The organism is Vibrio sp. 16, from assembly GCF_963681195.1.
GTDB classification, from domain to species: Bacteria; Pseudomonadota; Gammaproteobacteria; order Enterobacterales; family Vibrionaceae; genus Vibrio; species Vibrio sinaloensis_D.
On the sequence record NZ_OY808997.1, the window covers coordinates 480,738 to 502,529 of the forward strand.

The 21,792-nt window shown below is 46.1% G+C and carries 17 protein-coding genes and 1 riboswitch; of the genes, 9 read left to right on the forward strand and 8 right to left on the reverse strand.

Annotated features, from left to right (window positions below; genetic code table 11):
* The first annotated feature begins 132 nt into the window (after nucleotides 1–132).
* The 4 genes from U9J37_RS02180 to U9J37_RS02195 all read left to right on the forward strand — a co-directional run bounded on the left by U9J37_RS02180 (nucleotide 133) and on the right by U9J37_RS02195 (nucleotide 5,856).
* Nucleotides 133–1,830 carry a diguanylate cyclase gene (locus tag U9J37_RS02180; protein ID WP_043886678.1) on the forward strand — a complete coding sequence of 566 codons (1,698 nt, stop codon included), beginning with the start codon at nucleotides 133–135 and terminating at the stop codon, nucleotides 1,828–1,830.
* A gap of 387 nt (nucleotides 1,831–2,217) precedes the next feature.
* On the forward strand, nucleotides 2,218–3,435 hold the full coding sequence (glgC, locus tag U9J37_RS02185) for a glucose-1-phosphate adenylyltransferase (protein ID WP_038138894.1): 1,218 nt from the start codon (nucleotides 2,218–2,220) through the stop codon (nucleotides 3,433–3,435).
* Nucleotides 3,425–4,885 (forward strand): glycogen synthase GlgA, encoded by a 1,461-nt coding sequence (glgA, locus tag U9J37_RS02190; protein ID WP_322413874.1) that lies wholly within the window; start codon nucleotides 3,425–3,427, stop codon nucleotides 4,883–4,885. The genes glgC and glgA overlap by 11 nt, the downstream gene beginning before the upstream one ends.
* Nucleotides 4,886–5,052: 167 nt before the next feature.
* A complete protein-coding gene (locus U9J37_RS02195; RefSeq protein ID WP_005470478.1) occupies nucleotides 5,053–5,856 on the forward strand; it encodes an alpha/beta fold hydrolase in 804 nt (267 codons plus the stop codon).
* Here U9J37_RS02195 and U9J37_RS02200 read toward each other — a convergent pair.
* The 5 genes from U9J37_RS02200 to torD form a co-directional block, all read right to left on the reverse strand.
* Entirely contained in the window at nucleotides 5,853–6,158 is a 306-nt protein-coding gene (locus U9J37_RS02200) for a putative signal transducing protein (RefSeq protein ID WP_005470374.1), read from the reverse strand. The two genes, U9J37_RS02195 and U9J37_RS02200, sit on opposite strands and share 4 nt — an antisense overlap.
* The gene (locus U9J37_RS02205) at nucleotides 6,155–6,850 is read right to left on the reverse strand and encodes a TVP38/TMEM64 family protein (protein WP_005470361.1); all 696 of its coding nucleotides are present in this window, start codon (nucleotides 6,848–6,850) and stop codon (nucleotides 6,155–6,157) included. The genes U9J37_RS02200 and U9J37_RS02205 overlap by 4 nt, the downstream gene beginning before the upstream one ends.
* A 170-nt stretch (nucleotides 6,851–7,020) precedes the next feature.
* Nucleotides 7,021–7,614 (reverse strand): TfoX/Sxy family DNA transformation protein, encoded by a 594-nt coding sequence (locus tag U9J37_RS02210; protein WP_005470434.1) that lies wholly within the window; start codon nucleotides 7,612–7,614, stop codon nucleotides 7,021–7,023.
* A gap of 201 nt (nucleotides 7,615–7,815) precedes the next feature.
* Nucleotides 7,816–7,902, reverse strand: a riboswitch (cyclic di-GMP riboswitch).
* Nucleotides 7,903–8,047: 145 nt separating this feature from the next.
* A complete protein-coding gene (gene purR, locus U9J37_RS02215) occupies nucleotides 8,048–9,073 on the reverse strand; it encodes an HTH-type transcriptional repressor PurR (RefSeq protein ID WP_322413875.1) in 1,026 nt (341 codons plus the stop codon).
* Nucleotides 9,074–9,288: 215 nt separating this feature from the next.
* On the reverse strand, nucleotides 9,289–9,936 hold the full coding sequence (gene torD, locus U9J37_RS02220; RefSeq protein WP_005470314.1) for a molecular chaperone TorD: 648 nt from the start codon (nucleotides 9,934–9,936) through the stop codon (nucleotides 9,289–9,291).
* 235 nt (nucleotides 9,937–10,171) lie between these two features.
* Between torD and torR the strand changes: the two genes are divergently transcribed.
* Nucleotides 10,172–10,885, forward strand: coding sequence for a two-component system response regulator TorR (gene torR, locus U9J37_RS02225; protein WP_005470487.1), 714 nt, complete (start codon nucleotides 10,172–10,174; stop codon nucleotides 10,883–10,885).
* Between the two features lie 48 nt (nucleotides 10,886–10,933).
* Here torR and elyC read toward each other — a convergent pair whose 3' ends face one another.
* Entirely contained in the window at nucleotides 10,934–11,740 is an 807-nt protein-coding gene (gene elyC / locus U9J37_RS02230) for an envelope biogenesis factor ElyC (RefSeq protein ID WP_005470336.1), read from the reverse strand.
* A 113-nt stretch (nucleotides 11,741–11,853) separates the two neighbouring features.
* On the opposite strand from elyC, the gene cmoM reads away from it, so the two are divergent.
* From cmoM to mukB, 4 genes are read left to right on the forward strand one after another with little or no spacing between them, the layout of a single operon-like run.
* On the forward strand, nucleotides 11,854–12,648 hold the full coding sequence (cmoM, locus tag U9J37_RS02235; RefSeq protein WP_005470554.1) for a tRNA uridine 5-oxyacetic acid(34) methyltransferase CmoM: 795 nt from the start codon (nucleotides 11,854–11,856) through the stop codon (nucleotides 12,646–12,648).
* A complete protein-coding gene (gene mukF / locus U9J37_RS02240) occupies nucleotides 12,648–13,985 on the forward strand; it encodes a chromosome partition protein MukF (protein ID WP_005470581.1) in 1,338 nt (445 codons plus the stop codon). The genes cmoM and mukF overlap by 1 nt, the downstream gene beginning before the upstream one ends.
* Nucleotides 13,966–14,691 carry a chromosome partition protein MukE gene (gene mukE / locus U9J37_RS02245; RefSeq protein WP_038138875.1) on the forward strand — a complete coding sequence of 242 codons (726 nt, stop codon included), beginning with the start codon at nucleotides 13,966–13,968 and terminating at the stop codon, nucleotides 14,689–14,691. The genes mukF and mukE overlap by 20 nt, the downstream gene beginning before the upstream one ends.
* A gap of 2 nt (nucleotides 14,692–14,693) precedes the next feature.
* Entirely contained in the window at nucleotides 14,694–19,151 is a 4,458-nt protein-coding gene (gene mukB, locus U9J37_RS02250; RefSeq protein ID WP_043886676.1) for a chromosome partition protein MukB, read from the forward strand.
* 139 nt (nucleotides 19,152–19,290) lie between these two features.
* Here mukB and U9J37_RS02255 read toward each other — a convergent pair whose 3' ends face one another.
* Together U9J37_RS02255 and U9J37_RS02260 are read right to left on the reverse strand one after the other, a co-directional pair.
* A complete protein-coding gene (locus U9J37_RS02255; protein ID WP_038212957.1) occupies nucleotides 19,291–20,280 on the reverse strand; it encodes an alpha-L-glutamate ligase-like protein in 990 nt (329 codons plus the stop codon).
* A gap of 3 nt (nucleotides 20,281–20,283) precedes the next feature.
* Nucleotides 20,284–21,789, reverse strand: a complete 1,506-nt coding sequence (locus U9J37_RS02260; protein ID WP_043886669.1) for an inactive transglutaminase family protein — start codon at nucleotides 21,787–21,789, stop codon at nucleotides 20,284–20,286.
* Nucleotides 21,790–21,792: the final 3 nt, after the last annotated feature.

Consider the following 21,792-nt stretch of genomic DNA (forward strand, 5'->3'; position numbering starts at 1 on the left):
TAAAGTAGTAGATAGTTGCAATGAATGTATGCTTTTTGAGCATTCAAGGTGTTTATTGCTTATTTCATGATTATCTCTTTTGACAACTTAGTTAGTAGCTTCTATTGGTTAAGTGTTAGTTGGGATAATAATATGAAATTAAGAGAAACCTTGTTGCTGTTCTTAATACTGGTCAGTGGTGTGTTTGCTGTAACCGCGTATACTGTATCAAAGAAAGCTGTAGATAGCGTCGTACAAGATTTGATTTGGAAGTACAGCCAAGTGGCTGCGCAGCATGACATTGAGCAAACGCTAGCACCAATATTAGAAGAAGTCGCACTTGCCCAAAAGATTGCCACAGACCCGCACATCGTGTCATGGGGCCGAAATGCGAGCGATGAAGTCTATCGTAGTACCGCAGAAGCTGTTTTGGAACGATATCGTTGGCAATTCAAATCCAAGAATTTCTTTATCGCGCTTGACGGTGACTTGTCATATCACTACAACGATGTCCCCAGCATTCGCCAGCCATCATATCTTCGCTACTATTTAGAGCCAACCTCTGTAACTGACACTTGGTATTTTGACCAAAAAGCGCAAGGCCAACGCCTTTCAGTTAATATCGCGAAAGACATCCATATCGATCGAACTAAGGTTTGGATCAACCAAGCTATTCTCGACAAAGGTCAGTTTCTCGGCATCGTAGGGACTGGGATGGATATTGATCTCTTTACGAGTCAGTTGGCGCATCTTGATACCTCTTCATTAAGAACGTTTTTTGTAGATGAGAAGCACAGGGTTCAACTGATTTTAGAATCTGGCCAGTTCGATTATCCACTGAGAAATGCGAAGTTTGAGAAGCCCGACTTGGCATCGATGATCCCCAATCGCCAAGATTTTGAGGTGCTGACTCAATTCATGCGCAAGCAAAAATACGGTCAAGAGGCGGAGTCCCTGATGATCGAGCAAAATCAGGGAAGAGCGGTTGTCTCCATCAACTACATCGAAGAGTTGGGATGGTATGAGATCACGTTTGTTGATGTAGAAAGTATGTTGCCACCGTGGACGTACAGCAATCTGGGTTACATCTTTGTCGTGATCACGCTGCTGTTTGGAGGGTTCTCTTACTATTACTGGCTGAATGTTTGGGTTAAGCCCCTTGAAATCTCTGCCCAGCGGATTCACAAACTCGCGAAGGAGAGTGATTATTTTGTTAGTGAACGCAGTAGCGACTTGGCAAACCATTTGTCTGTTATAGAAGAAGAACTGACGAAAAGTCGCCACTCACTCCATAAAATGGTGGTTTCGCGCACGGCTGCGCTGGATGAATTAACCACGGTCGATGTTGTTACTCAGTTGTGGAATAAGAAGGGGTTGGAGAAGGAGTTGGCAATGGAAATTGCACGTTCTAAAAGAGAGCAAACCGCCTTTGGCCTTATTTGGATAGATCTGGGGTTAACGGATGACGAAACGATTGAAACGGTGTCTGCGAGTTTTGAGTCAACGTTGTCAGCCGCGGGGCGAGGGATTTGTCACGCGATCCGAGTCTATGACCAAGCGGCTCGTTGGGAGGACGATGAGTTTATAGTCTTGGTACGAACAAAGTACCCGTGCAGTTTGAATCAGCTTGCAGGACGAATTAAATCTTGCATCTTATCAGAACAAATGGACAGCGAGCACCTTCAACGCCTAACCGACAGCTTGGCCATAGGAGGGACCGTTATTCATCCTGGTTCCTCAGAAAGAGAGGCTTTGACCATGGCAGACAGAGCGCTCTATCTTGCTAAGGGAAAATCGGGCGAAAAGGTCTACATCCATCATTGCCGAGCACCTGCGGATCAAATTGCATAACGTGCATCTGTAATCCTTTTTTAATCATATATTTACAATCTCAATTGTTCTAAAAGTCGAGTAATGCCTCAGTTATTCATGCAAGTATCACTAATTTGTAGTTAATCTGTTACGGAGTTGTACCAGCTGGAGGGCATTGTGTGAGCTAACCCAGAGTGATGGAAAGTAATGCGTGTGCGGCTGTTAGTACAGCATATTTTAAATTGTAATCTTTTTGAAATACGATAACTTATAATAAACCTCTTGCACATTTTTTGTGTAGGGATTGCTAACGACGTTAGGTTGTAGAGTGGCATGCTTTTCGTGTCGTGCGCTCTTAGGAAATGAGATAAGCCCCCCAATAAAAAAATATGCTTATCCGAAAAAATATTATATGGAGAGAATAGAATGGCTGGTGTTTTAGGTATGATCCTTGCTGGTGGAGAAGGCTCGCGTTTGCGTCCGTTGACCGAGTCTCGTAGTAAACCTTCGGTGCCATTTGGCGGCAGTTACCGATTGATCGATTTTGCATTGAATAACTTTGTTAATGCAGATTTGATGCGTATTTACGTACTGACTCAGTTTAAATCACAATCTTTGTTCCATCACCTGAAGAAAGGCTGGAACATTAATGGAATTACCGATCGCTTTATCGACCCTATTCCTGCGCAGATGCGCACTGGTAAGCGTTGGTATGAAGGGACAGCCGATGCGATCTATCAAAACTTACGTTTTATGGAGTTGGCAGAACCGGATCAAGTCTGTATTTTTGGCTCTGACCATATTTACAAAATGGACATCAAGCAGATGCTCGATTTCCACAAAGAAAAGCAAGCGGCCTTGACCGTTTCTGCGCTTCGTATGCCATTGTCTGAAGCTTCGCAGTTTGGCGTAATTGAAGTCGATGCAGAAGGGCGTATGGTCGGCTTCCAAGAGAAACCAGAAAATCCTAAGTCAATCCCAGGGGATCCAGAGCACGCATTGGTTTCAATGGGTAACTACGTTTTTGAAGCGGATCGATTGTTCTCTGAGTTAATTGAAGATGCGGATAACCCAGATTCGTCCCATGATTTCGGCAAAGACATCATTCCAAAAATGTTCCCATGCGGAGACGTTTACGTTTACGACTTTAGCACCAACCGAATCACAGGTGAAAAGGAAGAAGTATATTGGCGTGATGTAGGTACGATTGGCGCGTACTGGGAAGCACATATGGACTTGTTGGAAAAAGATGCACCTTTCTCGCTCTATAACCGCAAGTGGCCGCTACACACTTACTACCCACCATTACCACCCGCAACGTTTACTGACTCAGATAACGGGCGTGTGCAAATCATCGATAGTCTAGTATGTAACGGCAGCTATGTGCGTGGTTCAAGAATCGAGAAGTGTGTGCTTGGCTTCCGCAGTAATATTGCATCGGCGTGTGATATCAGTGAAAGTATCCTTCTGGGCGACGTGAAAGTCGGCGAAGGCTGTGTATTGCGTCGTGTAATTGTCGATAAAGATGCTGATATCGCACCGGGCACTCAAATTGGTGTGAACCTTACGGAAGATAAAAAGCACTTCCATGTGTCCGATGAAGGCATCGTAGTTATTCCAAAAGGAGCTCGTGTTGGCTACTAAGAATTTATCTATTCTATTCGTAGCATCGGAAGTCGAAGGATTGATCAAAAGTGGCGGCTTGGCGGACGTGGCCAAGGCGCTTCCTGAAGCGCTCCGAGAACTCAATCAAGACGTTCGTTTAGCGTTGCCCGCTTATCGAAATGTAAAAGGGATAGAGCAAGCGCAAGTCATTCTGGAAACACAGCTAGAGCACTGGCCGCATACCTCGTATAAAGTTCGTGAACTGTCGATTTCTGGTGTCGTTGTTTATGCGATCGATTGTCCTCAATATTTTGACCGTCCTGAAATGTACGCTGAAAATAACCAAGCTTACGCCGATAATGGTGAGCGATTTGCCTTTTTCAGCGCTGCGTCTCTAGATATGCTGCAAAAGCTTGATTTTCAACCGCATATTGTCCACGCCAATGATTGGCACACTGGACTGGTCCCATTTTTGCTCACACATCGTTATGGTTCATGCCCGTTTTTCGCTAAAACTAAAAGTGTTTTATCGATTCACAATGCAGTCTTCAAAGGTGTGTTTAGCTATGATGAGTTGCAATGCCTACCTGAGTTTCATGCTCGTTACGCGCCTGATGCGGCGGTGAGCCCTTCGCACGTCACCATGCTAAAAGCTGGGGTGCTAAATGCAGATAAAATTAATGCTGTGAGTCCGAGCTACGCAAACGAACTGAAAACCGAACTGGGTAGCCATGGCATGGCCGCCGAGTTTCAGCGTCGTGCGGATGATCTAGTGGGGATTTTGAACGGATGTGATTATTCTGCTTGGAACCCTGAAACGGATGCATATCTGCCTGCCAACTATCGAGCTAACCGCCAAAGTATGGTTAGGGGGAAGCGAGCGTGTAAGCGCAGCTTGCAGGAAACGGTAGGACTGGCTGAAAAAGATGTCGCTATGTATGGAATGGTGTGTCGCCTTACCAATCAAAAAGGTGTGCATTACCTATTGCCTATCCTGTCACAGTTTTTGAAGCACGATGTTCAACTTGTCATTGTTGGTACCGGTGACCCGGTATTGGCTTCGCGCCTGAAAGAGGTGGAAGCGCTGTTCAGCGACAAATTCAAGTTTGTCGAGGCCTATGACAATGGGTTAGCCCACTTAGTTGAAGCTGGTTCGGATTTCTTCTTGATGCCTTCGGAGTTTGAGCCTTGTGGTTTAAACCAAATCTATAGTATGGCTTATGGCACTTTGCCTATCGTCCGAGGTGTTGGAGGGTTGAAAGATAGCGTTAACGACTACGATGAGAACCCTGCGATCGCAACGGGTTTTGTATTCGATGAGCCTGAACCGATTGCGTTGCTTCTTGTTTTACAGCGCTCGTTGTTGCTTTACGCACAACAACCTAACGAAGTAAAACGCGTGCAACTATACGCGATGGAGCAAAATTTCTGCTGGAGCAAAGCGGCGGATGAGTATTTGACGCTTTATCACAGTGCGCTTAATAGCTAACGGAACAAGCTAAGTATATTGAGGCGTCGTATGACGCCTTTTTTTGTATTTTTTCAATTTTAGACAAGATAAGTAACACGAAATGACATAAGCTGAATTAAAATTGCATTAGTTTGTGCTAATCTTCTGCTTCCAAGTTATTCCAGTAAGAAACTCTGAACGTCACTATGAACTCTGAAATGCTATTTCACAAAACATTTGAACACCCAACAAGCAATGAGTGGGTGGTTTTTGTGCATGGAGCCGGAGGCAGTTCGTCTATTTGGTTCAAGCAAATCAAAGCGTACAAGCAGCACTTTAATTTGTTGCTCATAGACCTAAGAGGGCACGGGCGATCAAATCAGCTACTAAAGGAGATCATGGCGAACCGCTACACGTTTAAGGCGGTCACGCAAGACATTCTCCAAGTTCTGGATCACCTCAAGATTCGATCAGCACACTTCGTTGGGATGTCTTTAGGAACGATCATCGTAAGAAATATCGCAGAGCTTGCCTCGGAGCGTGTGAAATCCATGGTGCTGGGTGGGGCAGTAACACGCCTGAACACGCGTTCACAAGTGTTGGTGCGTCTCGGTAACTTATGTAAACACATCGTGCCTTATATGTGGTTATACAGCTTATTTGCTTATATTGTGATGCCACAGCGGACACAGAAAGAATCACGTCACCTGTTTATCCGCGAAGCCAAAAAACTGTGTCAGAAAGAGTTTAAGCGCTGGTTTATACTCACGGCAGAAGTAAACCCATTAATGAAGTATTTCAAAGATAGAGAATTGCCAATTCCGACGCTGTATCTAATGGGAGAGCGAGACTACATGTTTATTAAGCCAGTGAAAGAGATGGTTGCCGTTCACCAGCAGAGTCAATTGCTTGAGATTCCTGATTGTGGACATGTGTGTAATGTAGAGCGTCCGGAAGAGTTCAATCAGCATTCGATTGCCTTTATACAACAGCAAATTAAGGCGACTTAATCTGCTGCGGTGCCGCATTGCCAGCAAACCCCAAATTGTGATTCGTTGACTTCTCCACATTGACTGCAGTGCCAGTCGCTACCATTTTGCGTTGTCCTAAATTGGTCGATGATCTCATTCGCCTGATTGCGCTTATTTGGTTCTAAAAGCCAAACATAAGGCTCGCTGTTTTCACCGAATGGGATTTCTCCCTGCAACCCGAATATCCCTTCACCACGAACTTCACAGCTGATGTCTTGAGACTTTAGAAGCTCACAGACAATGTGAGCTTCTGGAGGATTACTCGCTGAGTAGATTTTCATGACGCCGAGCCATTCTGTGCGGATGGCGATGACTTAATTTTATTCATGACCCATTTCGCAATGACAGGGAAAAGACCCAGTAAAGCAAATGACGCTAAGACGGAAGGCGAGACAATGCCTGAAAGGCTCTCAATTTGCGCTAACTGAGTACCCGCGTTTAAGTAAACGGCTGTGCCGGGTAACATACCTAGTTGGCTGACAAAATAGAATCGAGTTACCGAAATAGGCGTTAATCCCATGAGTAAATTAATAAGGAAGAAGGGGAAGACAGGAATCAACCTTAGTGAGAATAGATAAAACGCCCCATCACGTTCTACACCTTGGTTAATCGCACTCAGCTTATCGCCAAACTTTCCTTGCACCCAGTCTCGCAATAGGAAACGGCTGCTTAAAAAGGCGAGCGTTGCACCAATGGTGCTGGCAAAAGAGACCAACAGCAAACTTGTCCAAAACCCAAAGAGCGCAGCGCCCAAAAGCGTAACAACGGCTGCTCCAGGAATGGAGAACGCGGTTATGGCGACGTAGGCGAAAAAGTAAGTCAATGCGGCGAAGACGAAGTTTTCGCTGATGTAATCTGAGAGTGCAAGCTGCTGTGCTTTCGCGTTTTCGAGCGTCAGGTATTGCCCAAAGTTCATCGCCAGAAAGGCGATAAGCGCAACTAAGACTATCCCCAAGATCAATTTTTTATTCATAATCGCGTCCTTTAATACTCTTCGCAAGGATAACTCTGACCCTATAGTTACATACTTAAGTTAGTATAGGGAATGATTGATATAGACAATAAGAACGAGAGCGAGAAGAAAATATTTCCTTAGAGACTAAAAAAGCCAGCAAGTGCTGGCTTTTTCATCGATTGATTGAGCTAGTTGCTCAATTTATTCAGTAGTTCTTGTCTTCGGCTTTGCGGTATAACAGACCAATGTGTGCCCCTGATTGCTCCCTCTAGTGCCCACAGCAGTTCAACGCTCACTTCTGCTGAGTGTGTCGATTGAATCGCCTTGTACGCTTTAACAGCGCCCGCTTCTTCTAAAGATTCGACATCGTCAATCCCGGCTTTCTTTAGCATTCTTTCCGTTGCCAAGCGCAGGTTGGGTAGGTCTTTCAAGCGATTTGGTTTCGCTTTCGATTGTACTTTTTTCTCTTCTTTTGCTGCGATCAGCGCTTGTCTTGCCAATGCCAGTGTTTTTTCATTGTCTGAGGAAATGTCATCGCTCAAAGCAAAATATTTAGTCACAACGGGAAAACCACGTTTTTTGTAGACGTAGGGTTCCAAAGAAAGGGCATTGCACTGTTTGATTAACTGAGCATCCGCTCTTACATGAAGCTTATCGTTGACCACTAAAGCAAACATCGTCTCATCTGCGAATATGCCGAAGCCGCCAAACATTGAACGAGACTTAATTTGACCAAGTTGCTCAAATAGTCTCATTGAGTCTTTAAGTATTGGTTTATCCATGCTGTATTTTCTCGGTGTATATGTATACGCCACCAATTCAGGTCCGAGAGATTAGCAAAATAATGCAGAAATTTTGTCAGTAAGGTGTCATACAAGAAAACACTTCGTAAAATCTCGACGAATTCCATGTCTGCTCATACTCAGTATTGAGACGCGTCCAGTTTACGAGAAAGCTTAATGTACTAGTTTTGCATTTTTGCCATCGGCAACCCCGCTACCTTGTATAAGTATACTTAAGGCCGGAGGCTTTGCGTCCCATCCTTTCGAAATGGTTTGCCCTGTTCGTGGCATTGATCGAACAAGTTAAGAATAAATAATATTTGAGGTAAGTATCACACTTGTAGTGAGTAAATGTGATCTTAGTTCAGTAATTTGGCGGGTTATATGCGCCTGACTGATAATTAATCAAAGAGTCAGGCGCTGAGTGATGATGTTATTTGTTGAGGTTGCGCACGGTACAGCGCTCGACAATTTCAGGGTGCATCTCAAACACTCGCTTGTCGTGTTCTTTGTCCTTGATACGCTCTAACAAAATTTCGAACGCGTTCTTACCGACACGTCGTTTCGGTTGGTGAACAGTCGTGAGCGGTGGAGAGAAGTATTCCGCTAACTCGATGTTGTCGTAACCAATAATGGACATATCTTCTGGAATGCGGATACCTTTTTGTTGTAGGCGGCTCATTAGACCCAGTGCCATCGTATCGTTGAAGCAGAAAACGGCACTCGGGCGTTTATCCATTGCAACAATCTTGTCTGCGGCTAGGACTGCAGTGTCACATTCAAAGTTACCTTCAAGGATCCAGTCTTCATCAACTGCCAAGTTCGCTTCGTTCATTGCTCGCTTGAAGCCTGCGATACGCTCCTGACATGCTGCTTTTTCGAAGTGCCCGCTCAAACAAGCAATATCTTTGTGGCCACGCTCAATCAGGTATTTAGTCGCTAGATAGCCGCCTTCTTCTGAGTTGTCGATGATTTCTGAGTTGTCGATGATTTTGTCAGCTTGTGAGCTTTCAGGGCCCCAGTCCATGACCACTTTAGGAATGTCTTTATGACGGTCAAGCATTTCGCTGAGTTCTTCTGTGAGGTCAGAACACATGACCAAGATGCCGTCTACGCGCTTTTCTGCAAGCATGCGGATATAGTCGCGTTGCTTCTCATAGATGCCGCCGGTATTACACAAAATCAGCGTGTAACCTTGGCGGTAACAGTAACTCTCAACACCATCAATAACTTCTGAAAAGAAGAGGTTTGTTGATTGAGTCACCAGCATGCCAATCGTGCGTGTTGTATTACACTTTAAGCTTCGAGCAACGGCACTAGGCGCATAGTTCAGCTCTGTTACTGCTTCCATGACCTTTTCTTGGGTCGCTTCGGCAACAAAACGCGTTTTATTAATTACGTGAGATACAGTAGTTGTTGATACGCCGGCTAAGCGCGCTACGTCTTTTATGGTGGCCATAAGGTTTTGTCCTGTCGATGACTGCCACGAAACAATATTCCTAAGTGTAGGATAATCTGGCAGAAAGTATCAGAAACACAAAAACCGCTTATAATTAGCGGTTTGTATTTAATTCGTTCATTTTTATCGTTTGCGGTCACGATTCTAGACCGCAAACAAACTAAGCGCAAATAAAAAGGTTTTTGTTCCCTGCTCGTGGTCACAAAAGCTCGTATTTATTCGCCTTTTAGGTAGCGAGAGTCAAGTTCCATAAACGCAACCATTAACATCACAATGGCAGAGTAGAATCCGAAATCATCTAAAGCTTTGCACTTAGCGGCGAACTTTGGCACCCAATTAAGTAGTGCGTGGCTGATGAACTTGTCTTGCTCTTCAAGTGCGTTTTCCATTTCAACATCACTTTCAAGTTCATTCGAGCGAATAATCAGATTACCAAGGAAGTCGAGTTCAATCGCGATATGATCCGCAGGTTCATTTAGGTTTTCATCAACTTGGACGCCATGCTTTTGCATTAGTGCTTCCATTTCTCTCGCCGGCTCATCGTTAAGCAGTCCGCTTTTGCCTACATACATCGACGCATATGGAAGGGCAGAGTCTCTGTCTGATTTAAGGAATAAGTCACAAAAATCTGCGGCTAATTCAAGCTGCGCGTCTTCACGGTCCATAAGTCGATTTAGTGCATCAACTAAGTTGTCGACAGAAGGTTTTAGATCTGGGTTGTCGCCAAGCCCAGAGAGAAACGAACGAATCTCGGCTGAATGGTATTGGTCTAACGCCTCTTGAGTGAGCTCTTTCGCCAATAAGCTCGATAGCCACCAATAGATTTCTGCGCGTTTTTCATTGAATGATTTAATTTCTTGCATTAGGTCAGGCTCCTAAAATAACTGCGCTTAGTGTACCCAATAAAGATGAACAGCGATAATGTCAGCTGTATAGAATTGAGTCTAAAAATGGAAAAATATGAACAGATGACCTAGGTTTGTCTTGAATCAAGAAAAAATCATCTTTCTTGGTTTTAAAGTAACAAATACTAGAAATGTTACTGTTTATGAATAGAATACTCGTTAGAACGATGACCAATGTAAATAAGTGGTGTAAATGAGCTATCACGTATTAGTTGTAGAAGATGACGCAGTAACTCGCAGCAAGCTAGTTGGTTACTTTCAGAATGAAGGTTACCACGTAAGCGAAGCCGAAAGTGGCGAGCAAATGCGTGATTCACTACAAAACAATGCGATAGATTTAGTGATGTTGGATATTAATCTTCCTGGAGAGGATGGTTTGATGCTAACACGCGAACTTCGCAGTCAGTCAGACATTGGGATTATCCTGGTTACAGGACGCACGGATAGCATTGATAAGATTGTCGGTCTAGAAATGGGCGCCGACGATTATGTCACAAAACCATTTGAGCTAAGAGAGTTGTTAGTTCGTGTCAAAAATTTGCTGTGGCGTATTTCGGCGGCGCGCAATTCATCAGGCACGGTCGATGCAGACAAACAAGATGGCAACATAGTACGCTTTGGTGAGTGGACATTTGATGTTCAACGACGAGCATTAAGTCGTGCTGGTGAACCAGTTAAGTTGACTAAAGCTGAGTATGAACTGCTTGTTGCGCTGTCGTCTTACCCAAATCAAGTATTGAGCCGTGAGCGCATTTTGAACATGATTAGCCATCGCGTGGATGCACCAAACGATCGTACGATCGATGTTCTCATTCGTCGCATGCGCGCTAAGATGGAATTTGATCCTAAGAACCCTCAAATTTTTGTGACGGTTCACGGTGAAGGCTACATGTTTGCTGGGGACTAACCCTTGAATTGAGTAAAAAACCGAGGCATGTGCCTCGGTTTTTTTGTTTTATAGTTGGCTTTCTGGAGCTTCGATGACGTGTTGTTCCTCATACTCCGACGCCCAATCTCTGAGCTTTTGCCACAAGATTCCTAGTGTCTCATGCCAGTAGCGTTCGGTTTGCTCTAGGTAGACTGCCTTGGGTGTGTACTTAGACCAAGGCTCAGTAACGTTATCGTGAGCTAAGTAGTTTGTTGGTGCAGGGTAGGGTTTTAAGCCCGCCGAGTGAAACTCGTTTAATGCCCGTTTCATGTGGCTCGCGGAAGTCACCACGACCATTTTCTTGTGTTTCACAAAGGCGGCAGCTTGTCGTGCTTCTTCCCATGTGTCTTTTGCCGTCTCAAGCAAAATAATATCAGATTTAGACACGCCGAGAGCGAGCGCCACTTTGGCCATCATGCGAGCATTGCTTATGTCTGATCCTCCCGAATAACCCGACAATATGAGCTTCGAACCAGGATAAATACGCATAACACGAATGCCTTCAGCAAGGCGCATCAAACCTGTACGGCTCAACTCGGACGTTGGTGGGATTTTGTCATCCACCACATGGCCGCTGCCTAGTACCATCACGTAATCAATCGACTCGTCAACGGGAAAGAACGCAGAATATTGACGCTCAAGTGGCATCAATAGCCGCGAGGAGACTGGCTGAAACGCAATAAGGAACATACCAATAAAAGAGAAAAGAACGATAAAACAGCCGGTCTTTTGATTTCGAGTGAACATGATCAACATCAAGCCCAATAGGCCGATGATAAGCATTGCCGGTAGCGGCATCAGAAGAGAAGAGACCACTTTTTTCAGCTCAAACATACTAAATAGTCCGAAAAAACATCAGTTGATTATTTTTTAAGAGAAACCCTCTTTATTCCTGCTTTTCTTGTGACAGAATAGCAGCACGATTGGACATGATACCCTAAGCTGCTGTGACTGAAGACCGTAATTTCGACGATATTGCCCACAAATTTGCAAAAAATATTTACGGCTCCGATAAAGGAGAGATTCGCCAAGTCATTGTTTGGGAAGACTTAGAGCAACTACTCTCTTCTATTGACGGTGACAAACGTGCATTAACGATATTGGATGCAGGTGGTGGATTAGCGCAAATGTCGCAAAAGCTTGCCAAACTCGGACACCAAGTCGCGTTATGTGATCTATCTTCGGAAATGCTGCAACTGGCGAAACAGGATATTGAAAAAAATAACTTGCTTGAGCAGTATCGCTTGATTCATTCTCCAGTCCAAGAAATTGGTCAACATCTCGATAGTCCAGTTGATATGGTGATGTTCCATGCGGTGATGGAGTGGTTAGTCGACCCGAAAACGGCGCTAGAAAAAGTACTAGAGCAAGTGAAATCTGATGGTGCGGCATCCATCATGTTCTACAACCATCACGGCTTGGTCTACAAAAATGTTGTATGTGGCAATATTCCTCATGTTCTTGAGGGCATGCCACATCGGAAACGATTTAAATTACAGCCACAGAAAGGCTTAAAACCAGAAGACGTCTACCAATGGATAGAAGATGCTGGGTTTGAAATCTGTGGCAAATCTGGAATTCGTTGTTTTAGTGATTACATAGGGAATATGGAATACACAGGGGATTACCAGTATGAAGATGTATTGGCTTTAGAAAAACAATTGTGTCGACAAGAGCCATACCTCTCATTAGGCCGTTACATTCATGTATGGGCCAAAAAGAAACAGAAACAGGAACAATAATGAGTGAGATAACTCTCAATGCTGCAGAGCAACCAATTGATGAATTGGTGGGCTGGGTAAAGCAGCACGATTTCTCATTAAACCTGACGACAGAGCGGTTGGCATTTTTGATTGCTATCGCGGTACTCAGTAACGAAAGGTTTGATGAAGAATTGGGTGAAGGTGAACTGCATGATGCGTTTACAATCGTCACTCGATTATTTGAAGAGACAGGAGACGCTTCCGCGTTTCGTGCCAACAATGCCATCAATGAGATGGTTAAGCAGCGTCTTATTAGCCGTTTTGTCAGTGAGATTACTGACGGAGCCGCCATATACCGCCTGTCTCCGTTAGCGGTAGGTATTACCGACTACTACGTACGTCATCGTGAGTTTTCAAAACTGCGTCTTTCTATTCAGCTGTCTATGGTCGCGGATGAAATGGCGAAAGCGATTGAGGCGGCACAAAAGGGTGGCACACCGGGCCACTGGAAGAAAAACGTATACGGGATCTTAAAATATTCTGTAGGCGAAATCTTCGATCAAATCGATCTCAACCAACGTGTGATGGATGAGCAGCAACAGTCTGTGAAACAACAGATTGCCGACCTGCTTAACAAAGACTGGCGAGAAGCAATCAACAACTGTGAAGCGCTACTGTCAGAAACATCCAGCACGTTGCGTGAACTTCAAGATACGCTGCAAGCGGCCAGTGATGAACTGCAAACTCAGATCCTAGATATTCAAGAAATTGTTTACGGCGATCCTGAGCTTGAGTTCATTGAAGAAGCCTTGTTTGGTCTGCAGATGAAACTGGACCGAATCACAAGCTGGGGCCAGCAAGCTATCGACCTTTGGATTGGTTACGACCGTCACGTGCACAAGTTTATCCGTACCGCTATTGATATGGATAAGAACCGTGCGTTTAGCTCGCGTCTGCGCCAGTCGGTCAAAGACTATTTTGACGCGCCTTGGTACCTCACCTATGCCGATGCTGAGCGTTTAACTGACCTGCGTGATGAAGCGTTAGTCCTGCGTGATGACGAGGTTACCGGTCAAGTGCCACTGGAAGTGGAATACGAAGAATTTCAACAAGTCAATGATGAGCTGTCTGAGCGTATTGGTGACATGCTCAAAGCGCACAAAGAGCAAGGCTCACCGATTGATCTTGGGGTTGTGTTACGTGATTACCTCGCACAGCATCCTCGCACTCATCATTTCGATTTAGCCCGAATCGTTATCGACCAAGCCGTCCGTCTTGGTTATTCAGAATCGGATTACCAAGCGATTCAGCCAGATTGGCAAGCCATCAACGATTTTGGGGCAAAGGTACAAGCAAATGTCATCGACAGATACTAATGAATACATGCCAGAGAATCTGGTCAAAGCACTCTCTAACCCTCTGTTCCCAGCACTCGACAGTATGCTTCGAGCAGGGCGTCATATCTCAAGTGAAGACTTGGATAACCACGCACTACTCTCTGATTTTGAGGTAGAGCTTTCTTCTTTCTACCAGCGTTACAACACCGAATTGGTGAAAGCGCCAGAAGGTTTCTTCTACCTTCGTCCACGTTCAACGTCTCTGATTGGCCGTAGTGTTCTTTCTGAACTGGATATGCTGGTGGGTAAGGTACTGTGTTTCCTTTACCTGAGCCCAGAGCGTCTTGCGCACGAAGGCATCTTCACTAACCAAGAACTTTATGAAGAGCTGTTGGCGCTAGCCGATGAAGCGAAGTTGATGAAGCTAGTAACCAACCGTGCGACTGGTTCTGACCTTGATAAAGAAAAGCTGTTTGAAAAAGTGCGTACGTCACTTCGTCGTCTGCGTCGTCTAGGCATGATCATCAACATCGGTGAAACCGGTAAGTTCAGCATCAGTGAGTCGGTATTCCGTTTTGGTGCCGATGTACGTGTTGGCGATGATATGCGTGAAGCGCAGCTACGTCTGATCCGTGACGGTGAAGCGGTCGTGCACACCAAAGAGCCAAGCCAAGGCAGCCTATTGTCTGAAGAAGATCAAGACGACCAAGCCCAAGAAGAAACAACAGAAGAGGGTGAAGCATGAGCATGATTGAACGCGGTAAATACCAATCGCTGACCATGGTTAACTGGAATGGCTTCTTTGCCCGTACGTTTGACATCGATGGTCTGGTCACCACGCTATCAGGTGGTAACGGTGCAGGTAAATCAACCACAATGGCGGCGTTCATCACCGCATTAATTCCTGACCAAACGCTACTGCACTTCCGTAACACCACAGAAGCAGGCAGCAGCCAATCGTCTCGCGACAAAGGTCTGTACGGTAAGTTACAGCCGGGCGCATGTTATGCGGCGCTAGACGTGGTGAACTCACGTAACCAACGCCTATTGTTCGCAGTAAAACTGCAGCAAGTTGCGGGTCGTGATAAGAAAGTAGACATCAAACCGTTTGTTATCCAAGGTCTTCCAAGCCATGTGAAACCAACGGATATCTTGATTGAAAGCGTATCTGCGACTCAAGCTCGTGTACGTCAAATCAACGAAGTAAAAGAATCGATCGCAGAATTTGAAGGCGTTCAATTCAAAGCGTTCTCTTCTATCGTGGATTACCACGCGCAAATGTTTGAATTCGGTGTGATTCCGAAGAAACTGCGTAACTCTGGTGACCGTTCTAAATTCTACCGCCTGATCGAAGCATCGCTTTACGGTGGTATCTCAAGTGCGATTACACGCTCGCTACGTGACTACCTTCTGCCACAAAACGGCGGCGTGAAGAAAGCGTTCCAAGATATGGAATCGGCGCTGCGTGAAAACCGCATGACGCTAGAAGCGATCAAAACCACGCAAGCCGACCGTGACTTGTTCAAACACTTGATCACAGAGTCGACCAACTATGTGGCTGCGGACTACATGCGTCACGCGAACGATCGTCGTAACAAGTTGGATAAAACACTGTCATTGCGTTCAGAGCTGTTCGGTTCTCGTGAAACTCTCGTTGAGCAAAACAACCTGCTTAACCGCGTTCAAGAAGAGCTAGAACTGCTGATCGAGTCGGAATCTGCGCTAGAGCAAGATTACCAAGCGGCTTCGGATCACTTGCAACTGGTGCAAAACGCACTGCGTCAGCAAGAGAAGATCGAACGCTACCAAGAAGATCTTGAAGAGCTAAGTGAGCGTCTTGAAGAACAGATGATGGTAGTGGAAGAAGCGCAAGAACGCGTGATGATGGTGGAAGAGCAAGCGACCGTTGCAGAAGAAGAGGTGGATAGCCTTAAGACGCAACTGGCGGACTACCAACAAGCACTTGACGTTCAGCAAACTCGTGCACTTCAATACCAACAAGCGGTTCAAGCGCTGGAGAAAGCGAAACAGCTACTTGGCGATGACAGCCTAACGGCAGAATCGGCACAAGCGCTTGTCTCTGAGCTTAAGAGCAAAGAATCAGAAAGCACCAACGCGTTGCTATCGGTTAAGCACAAACTGGACATGTCTTCTGCAGCAGCAGAGCAGTTCGAAACGGCACTTAAACTGGTACAAAGCATCGTTGGTCAAGTTGAGCGCAAAGACGCGTCTGAACATGCGAAAACCGCAATTGCGAAAGCGCGTGAATCTCAGCAAGTTGCGCAAAACGAACAACAATGGCGTGCACAGCACCGTGATCTTGAACGTAGCCTTAACCAGCAACGTCAAGCGCGCGAGCTAGTCAACGAATACCAGAAGCAGTTCCATGTTGAACTGACTGACGAAATCACGTTTGAACAAGAGCGTGAACGTCATGCGATGCAAATTGACTCGCTAGAAATGACGCAGGAAGACGTGCGTGAGCAACGCAGCGAACAGCGTCGTCTAGAGCAAGATGCAGTAGCGGAAATCAACAAGCTAGAGGCCATTGCTCCAACTTGGATTGCGGCGAACGATGCGCTAGAAAAACTGCGTGAGCAAAGTGGCGCTGAGCTAGAAGATAGCCAGTCAGTCATGAGTCAAATGCAAGTGGTGCTTGAGCAAGAGAAGACCCTTTCTCTGGCGAAAGACAAACTAGCAGAGCGTCGCAGCCAACTTGACTCTGAGATTGAGCGTCTTGCTTCTCCTGGTGGTTCAAACGACCCTCGTCTGAAAGGTTTGGCAGATACACTGGGCGGCGTATTGCTGTCTGAGATCTACGATGACATCACAATTGATGACGCGCCTTACTTCAGTGCGATGTACGGTCCGGCTCGTCACGCTATCGTTGTTTCTGACCTATCTGGTATCGAAGAGAAACTGGTAGAGCTAGACGACTGTCCAGAAGACTTGTACATCATTGAAGGTGACATCGATGCCTTTGATGACAGCTCATTCGACGCAGAAGAGCTAGAAGGCGCGGTTTGCGTTCGTATGAACGATCGCCAAATGCGTTACTCTCGCTTGCCTGAAATCCCACTGTTCGGTCGTGCGGCACGTGAGCAGCGTTTAGAGTTGCTTCGTAACGAACGTGAAGAAGTGGTTGAGATGCACGCGAAAGCAGCATTCGATTCGCAAAAAATGCAGCGTCTTTACCAAGCGTTCAACCAGTTTGTGGCAAGCCACATTCAAGTAGCATTTGAAGCAGACCCAGAGCAATCATTGGCAACCATTCGCGACAAGCGTAACCAAATTGCTCGCGTACTGGCTGACCTGGATGCGAAAGAGCAACAACAACGTTCTCAGCTTCAAACCAGCAAGCAAGCGTTGTCTTCTCTAGACAAGCTAGCACCAAACATGGCGTTGATTGAAGATGAATCGCTGCAAGCGCGCTTTGACGAGTTGGAAGAGAAAATCGCCCAGCTTTCAGAAGCAAAAGCTTTCCTAAATAACCACGCGAAAGCGGTGGCGGAACTGGAAAAAGTCGCAGTTGCTCTAGATGCTGACCCAGAGCAATTCGATGCGCTAGAAGCAGAATACAAAGCGGCAGACGAACAGCTACAAGATCTTAAGAAACAAATCTTTGCACTTTCAGATCTTGTTGAACGTCGTCACTACTTCGCTTACTCAGATTCAGTAGATCTACTGAACAAGAGCAATGAACTGAGCGAGCAGCTAAAAGCGAAACTGGTTCAAGCTGAACAAATGCGAACCCGTTCTCGTGAAGAGTTGAAACAGTCGCAAGGTCAAATGAACCAATACAACCAAGTATTGGCATCATTGAAGAGTTCGCACCAAGCGAAACTGGAAACGGTTCAAGAGTTCAAACAAGAACTTCAAGAGTTTGGCGTGAACGCGGACGAAGGTGCAGAAGAGCGTGCAATGCGTCGTCGCGACGAACTGCATGAGCGTCTACACACGTCTCGTAGCCGTAAGAGCGAATACGAGCGCACGATCACCTCTACTGAATTAGAGATGAAAGGCTTGGCGAAACGTCTGAAGAAAGTTCAGAAAGAATACGTTGAGCTACGTACGTTCGTGGTTGCAGCGAAAGCTGGCTGGTGTTCGGTACTTCGTCTGGCGCGTGAGAACGATGTTGAGCGTCGTCTACACAAGCGTGAACTGGCTTACATGTCAGCGGATGAACTGCGTTCAATGTCGGATAAATCATTGGGTGCGCTGCGTCTCGCGGTTGCGAACAATGACGACCTGCGTGATGCGCTGCGTCTGTCAGAAGACAATGCACGTCCAGAGCGCAAAGTTCTGTTCTACATCGCGGTTTACCAACATCTTCGCGAGCGCATTCGTCAGGATATCATCCGTACTGATGATCCAGTTGAAGCGATCGAAGAGATGGAAGTGGAGCTAGCGCGTCTAACGGAAGAGCTAACGCAACGTGAAAACCGCCTAGCGATCAGCTCTGAGTCGGTAGCGAGCATCATCAAGAAGACGATTCAGCGTGAGCAAAACCGTATTCGTATGCTGAACCAAGGGTTGTCGAACATCTCGTTCGGTCAGGTGAAGGGCGTACGTCTAAACGTGAAGATCCGCGAAAGTCACGAAGTGCTATTGAATGGTTTGGCGACACAGCAAGAGCAGCATAAAGATCTGTTTGAATCGACTCGCTTTACCTTCTCTGAAGCAATGGCGAAACTGTTCCAACGCGTGAACCCACATATCGATATGGGTCAACGTTCTCCTCAGGTTCTGGGTGAAGAGCTGCTAGATTACCGTAACTACCTAGAGCTAAGTGTGGAAGTGAACCGTGGTTCTGACGGTTGGCTACAAGCAGAATCTGGCGCGTTATCAACGGGTGAAGCGATCGGTACTGGTCAGTCAATCCTACTGATGGTTGTTCAAAGCTGGGAAGAAGAATCACGCCGTCTGCGCAGCAAAGACATCGTGCCTTGTCGTTTGCTCTTCTTGGATGAAGCAGCACGTCTGGATGCTAAGTCTATCTCAACGCTATTCGAACTGTGTGACCGCCTGGATATGCAGCTTCTTATCGCAGCACCAGAAAACATCAGCCCAGAGAAAGGTACCACCTACAAACTGGTGCGTAAGGTGTTTAAAGACCACGAGCATGTACACGTAGTGGGTCTGCGTGGTTTTGGTCAAACCGAGAAACCCAAAAGTGAAGTGCAAGAACTAATCGAAACGCTCTAGAACTGTACTTCAAGTCGTTCATTAAAAAATCCCGCAGTGATAAGCTGCGGGATTTTTTTATTGTGTAGTTTCGAGTAATGGTCGAACTATCTATATGACAAAACCCGCTAGTTAAGCGGGCTTTGATTGCTGAGAGTGGTTATGTGGTCAGCTCTTTGGCGAAAATACCGAATTGTCTGGCAGCATAAGCGACTCGCTCTTCGGGTTTAGGGTAGTCTGCGCCTAATCCTAAACTTTCGATATGATGCAGTCTTGGCAATAATCCTGCGCCGTTGGCAATTTGAATCGCTAGCCCCGGTCTTGCGTTGAGCTCAAGTACCATGGGACCTTCCTCTTTATCCAGTACCATGTCGGTGCCCATGTATCCGAGCCCAGTCATCTCCCAAGCGCTGGAAGCGAGTACCAATAGGCGCTCCCAATGAGGAACTTGCAGTGTGGCGAGCTCTTTTCCTGTGTCAGGGTGATGGGTGATGGGTTGATCAAACTGAACGGCTCGCACAGCACGTCCTGTCGCGATATCAATGCCCACACCGACAGCGCCTTGGTGCAAGTTGGCTTTCCCATCAGATGCCGCCGTTGAGCAGCGCATCATCGCCATGACAGGGTAGCCTTTGAAAACGATGATCCGAACATCAGGTACACCTTCGTAGCTGAAACCGTCGAAGCAGTCATCGAACTTAATTAGGTTCTCGACAACCGCAACATCGTTCTTACCCCCTAACGAGAAAAGACCAGCGAGCGCGTTACTGATATGGCGCTCAACATCTTCTTGGTTAATGGTCGAGCCAGAAGGTTTGGTATAGATACCATCTTTGTGCGATGTGATAACTAAAATGCCTTTACCACCACTTCCTTGGGCTGGCTTAATCACAAAGCCTGGCCAGTCTTTCACCATATTGTGAATGGTTTTGACTTCGGCCTGATTACTGATCACGCCGATAAGCTCGGGTGTGGTCGCACCATGTTGTTGGGCGATGATTTTGGTTTTTAGTTTGTCGTCCACCAAAGGGTATTTTGCACGATCATTGTAACGACCAATGTAACTGTGGTTACGTTGGTTCATCCCCATGATCCCCTTATGGCGGAGTTTGCCCGGCGACGTAAATTGCGAAGTAAAACGTGAGAACATCGTTTAGTCCTCCGCAAGTGGCTTAAAGCGGCGTAGCTCTGTCAAACGGTAACCGGTGTAGGTACCAAGTAGTAAAATACCGGATAGTACAATCAGCTGTAGACCAATAAAGTTAAAGGTTAAGTGCTGGATGTACGGGTTAGTCATTGCTAGGTAAACCAGTACAGCAGTCAGTAGTGAACCACCACCTTGCAGAACCACTTCTTTGGCGCCTTCCTCTTCCCATAGAATCGACATACGTTCGATGGTCCATGACAAGATGATCATTGGGAAGAACGTAATCGATAGACCTTCGGTTAAACCGATCTTAAACGCCACCACAGTAAAGACAGAGATGATCATGATAACCGTGATGATCACCGCCGAAATACGTGCAACAAGCAGTAAGTTAAGCCTTGATAGATAACTTCGAATGACCAAGCCAGTGCCCACAATCAGCAAGAATCCGACGATACCCGTGATCAGCTGAGTCTGAACAAAAGCAACCGCTATCAGAACAGGCATGAAGGTGCCAGATGTTTTCAGACCAATAATGACACGCAAGAAGACCACGATAAGGGCACCAATAGGAATGAGCATGATGGTCTTAAACATCGCTTGCTCTTCAAGCGGTAAGCTGTGGATCGAGAAGTTGATCAAACCATCGGCTGAGACTTTGTCGTTGGTTGCTTGCTGCGGGGAAACCTCTTGAGCAATCATCGAGAAGTGAACTTGGCTGTTTTGCCCACCCATAAGATCAAGCAGCGACACATTTGATTCATCCCAAACCAAGATATTTTCTGCAATAACTTGGTCTGCCTTTTCTGGGTTAAACAGAACCCATTGCTTTCCGTCCCATACTTGGTTCATGTGCTGAATGGATTGACGGCGGCGACCATCTTCCAGCTCGATAACACCAACAACCTTTCCTGGAACCTTGGCGTAAGCCAGCATTTTGTCGATCGCTTCGACTTTCGACATCTTATTCAGAAGCAAAGACGCATTTTGGCTTTCTGAATCGTTGATAGTCTTGACCAGTTCACGAGTAAAAGTGACATCGTCGGCTGAACGCTGATTGGCGCGTTCAATCAAGGCAATCGCAGCAGCTTCGGTTGGCCCATCGAAAGTGGGTTGAGTGATCTCTTGGCTTGGCGGAATCGCGTCGACCTTAGCTTGCGGGTCAACAAGAAACTTCACTTTGTAGTAGATGGTTTGAGCGCCAGTCGCTTGGCGAATAGACCATTCTGCGCGACGACCAGAATCGGTATTGACGTAAGAGACGCCGTAGCCTGGAGAAGAGGAGGATTCATCAATTAATGTGAAGCCGTTTTGGGTGTGAGGTGCTGCCAATGATGCCTTAACTGGCTTGGCTTGGGCATTGAACTCAACTCGCGCTTCAATATCCCAAACTTGACGGGTTTCACCTGGAGTCCAAGGAACACCATATGTTTGATGACGGAATATGCTGAGCGCTATACCGGCTAAAATGAGTAGCACAACCGATATATAAAAAGGGACTTTGGATGTCATAAG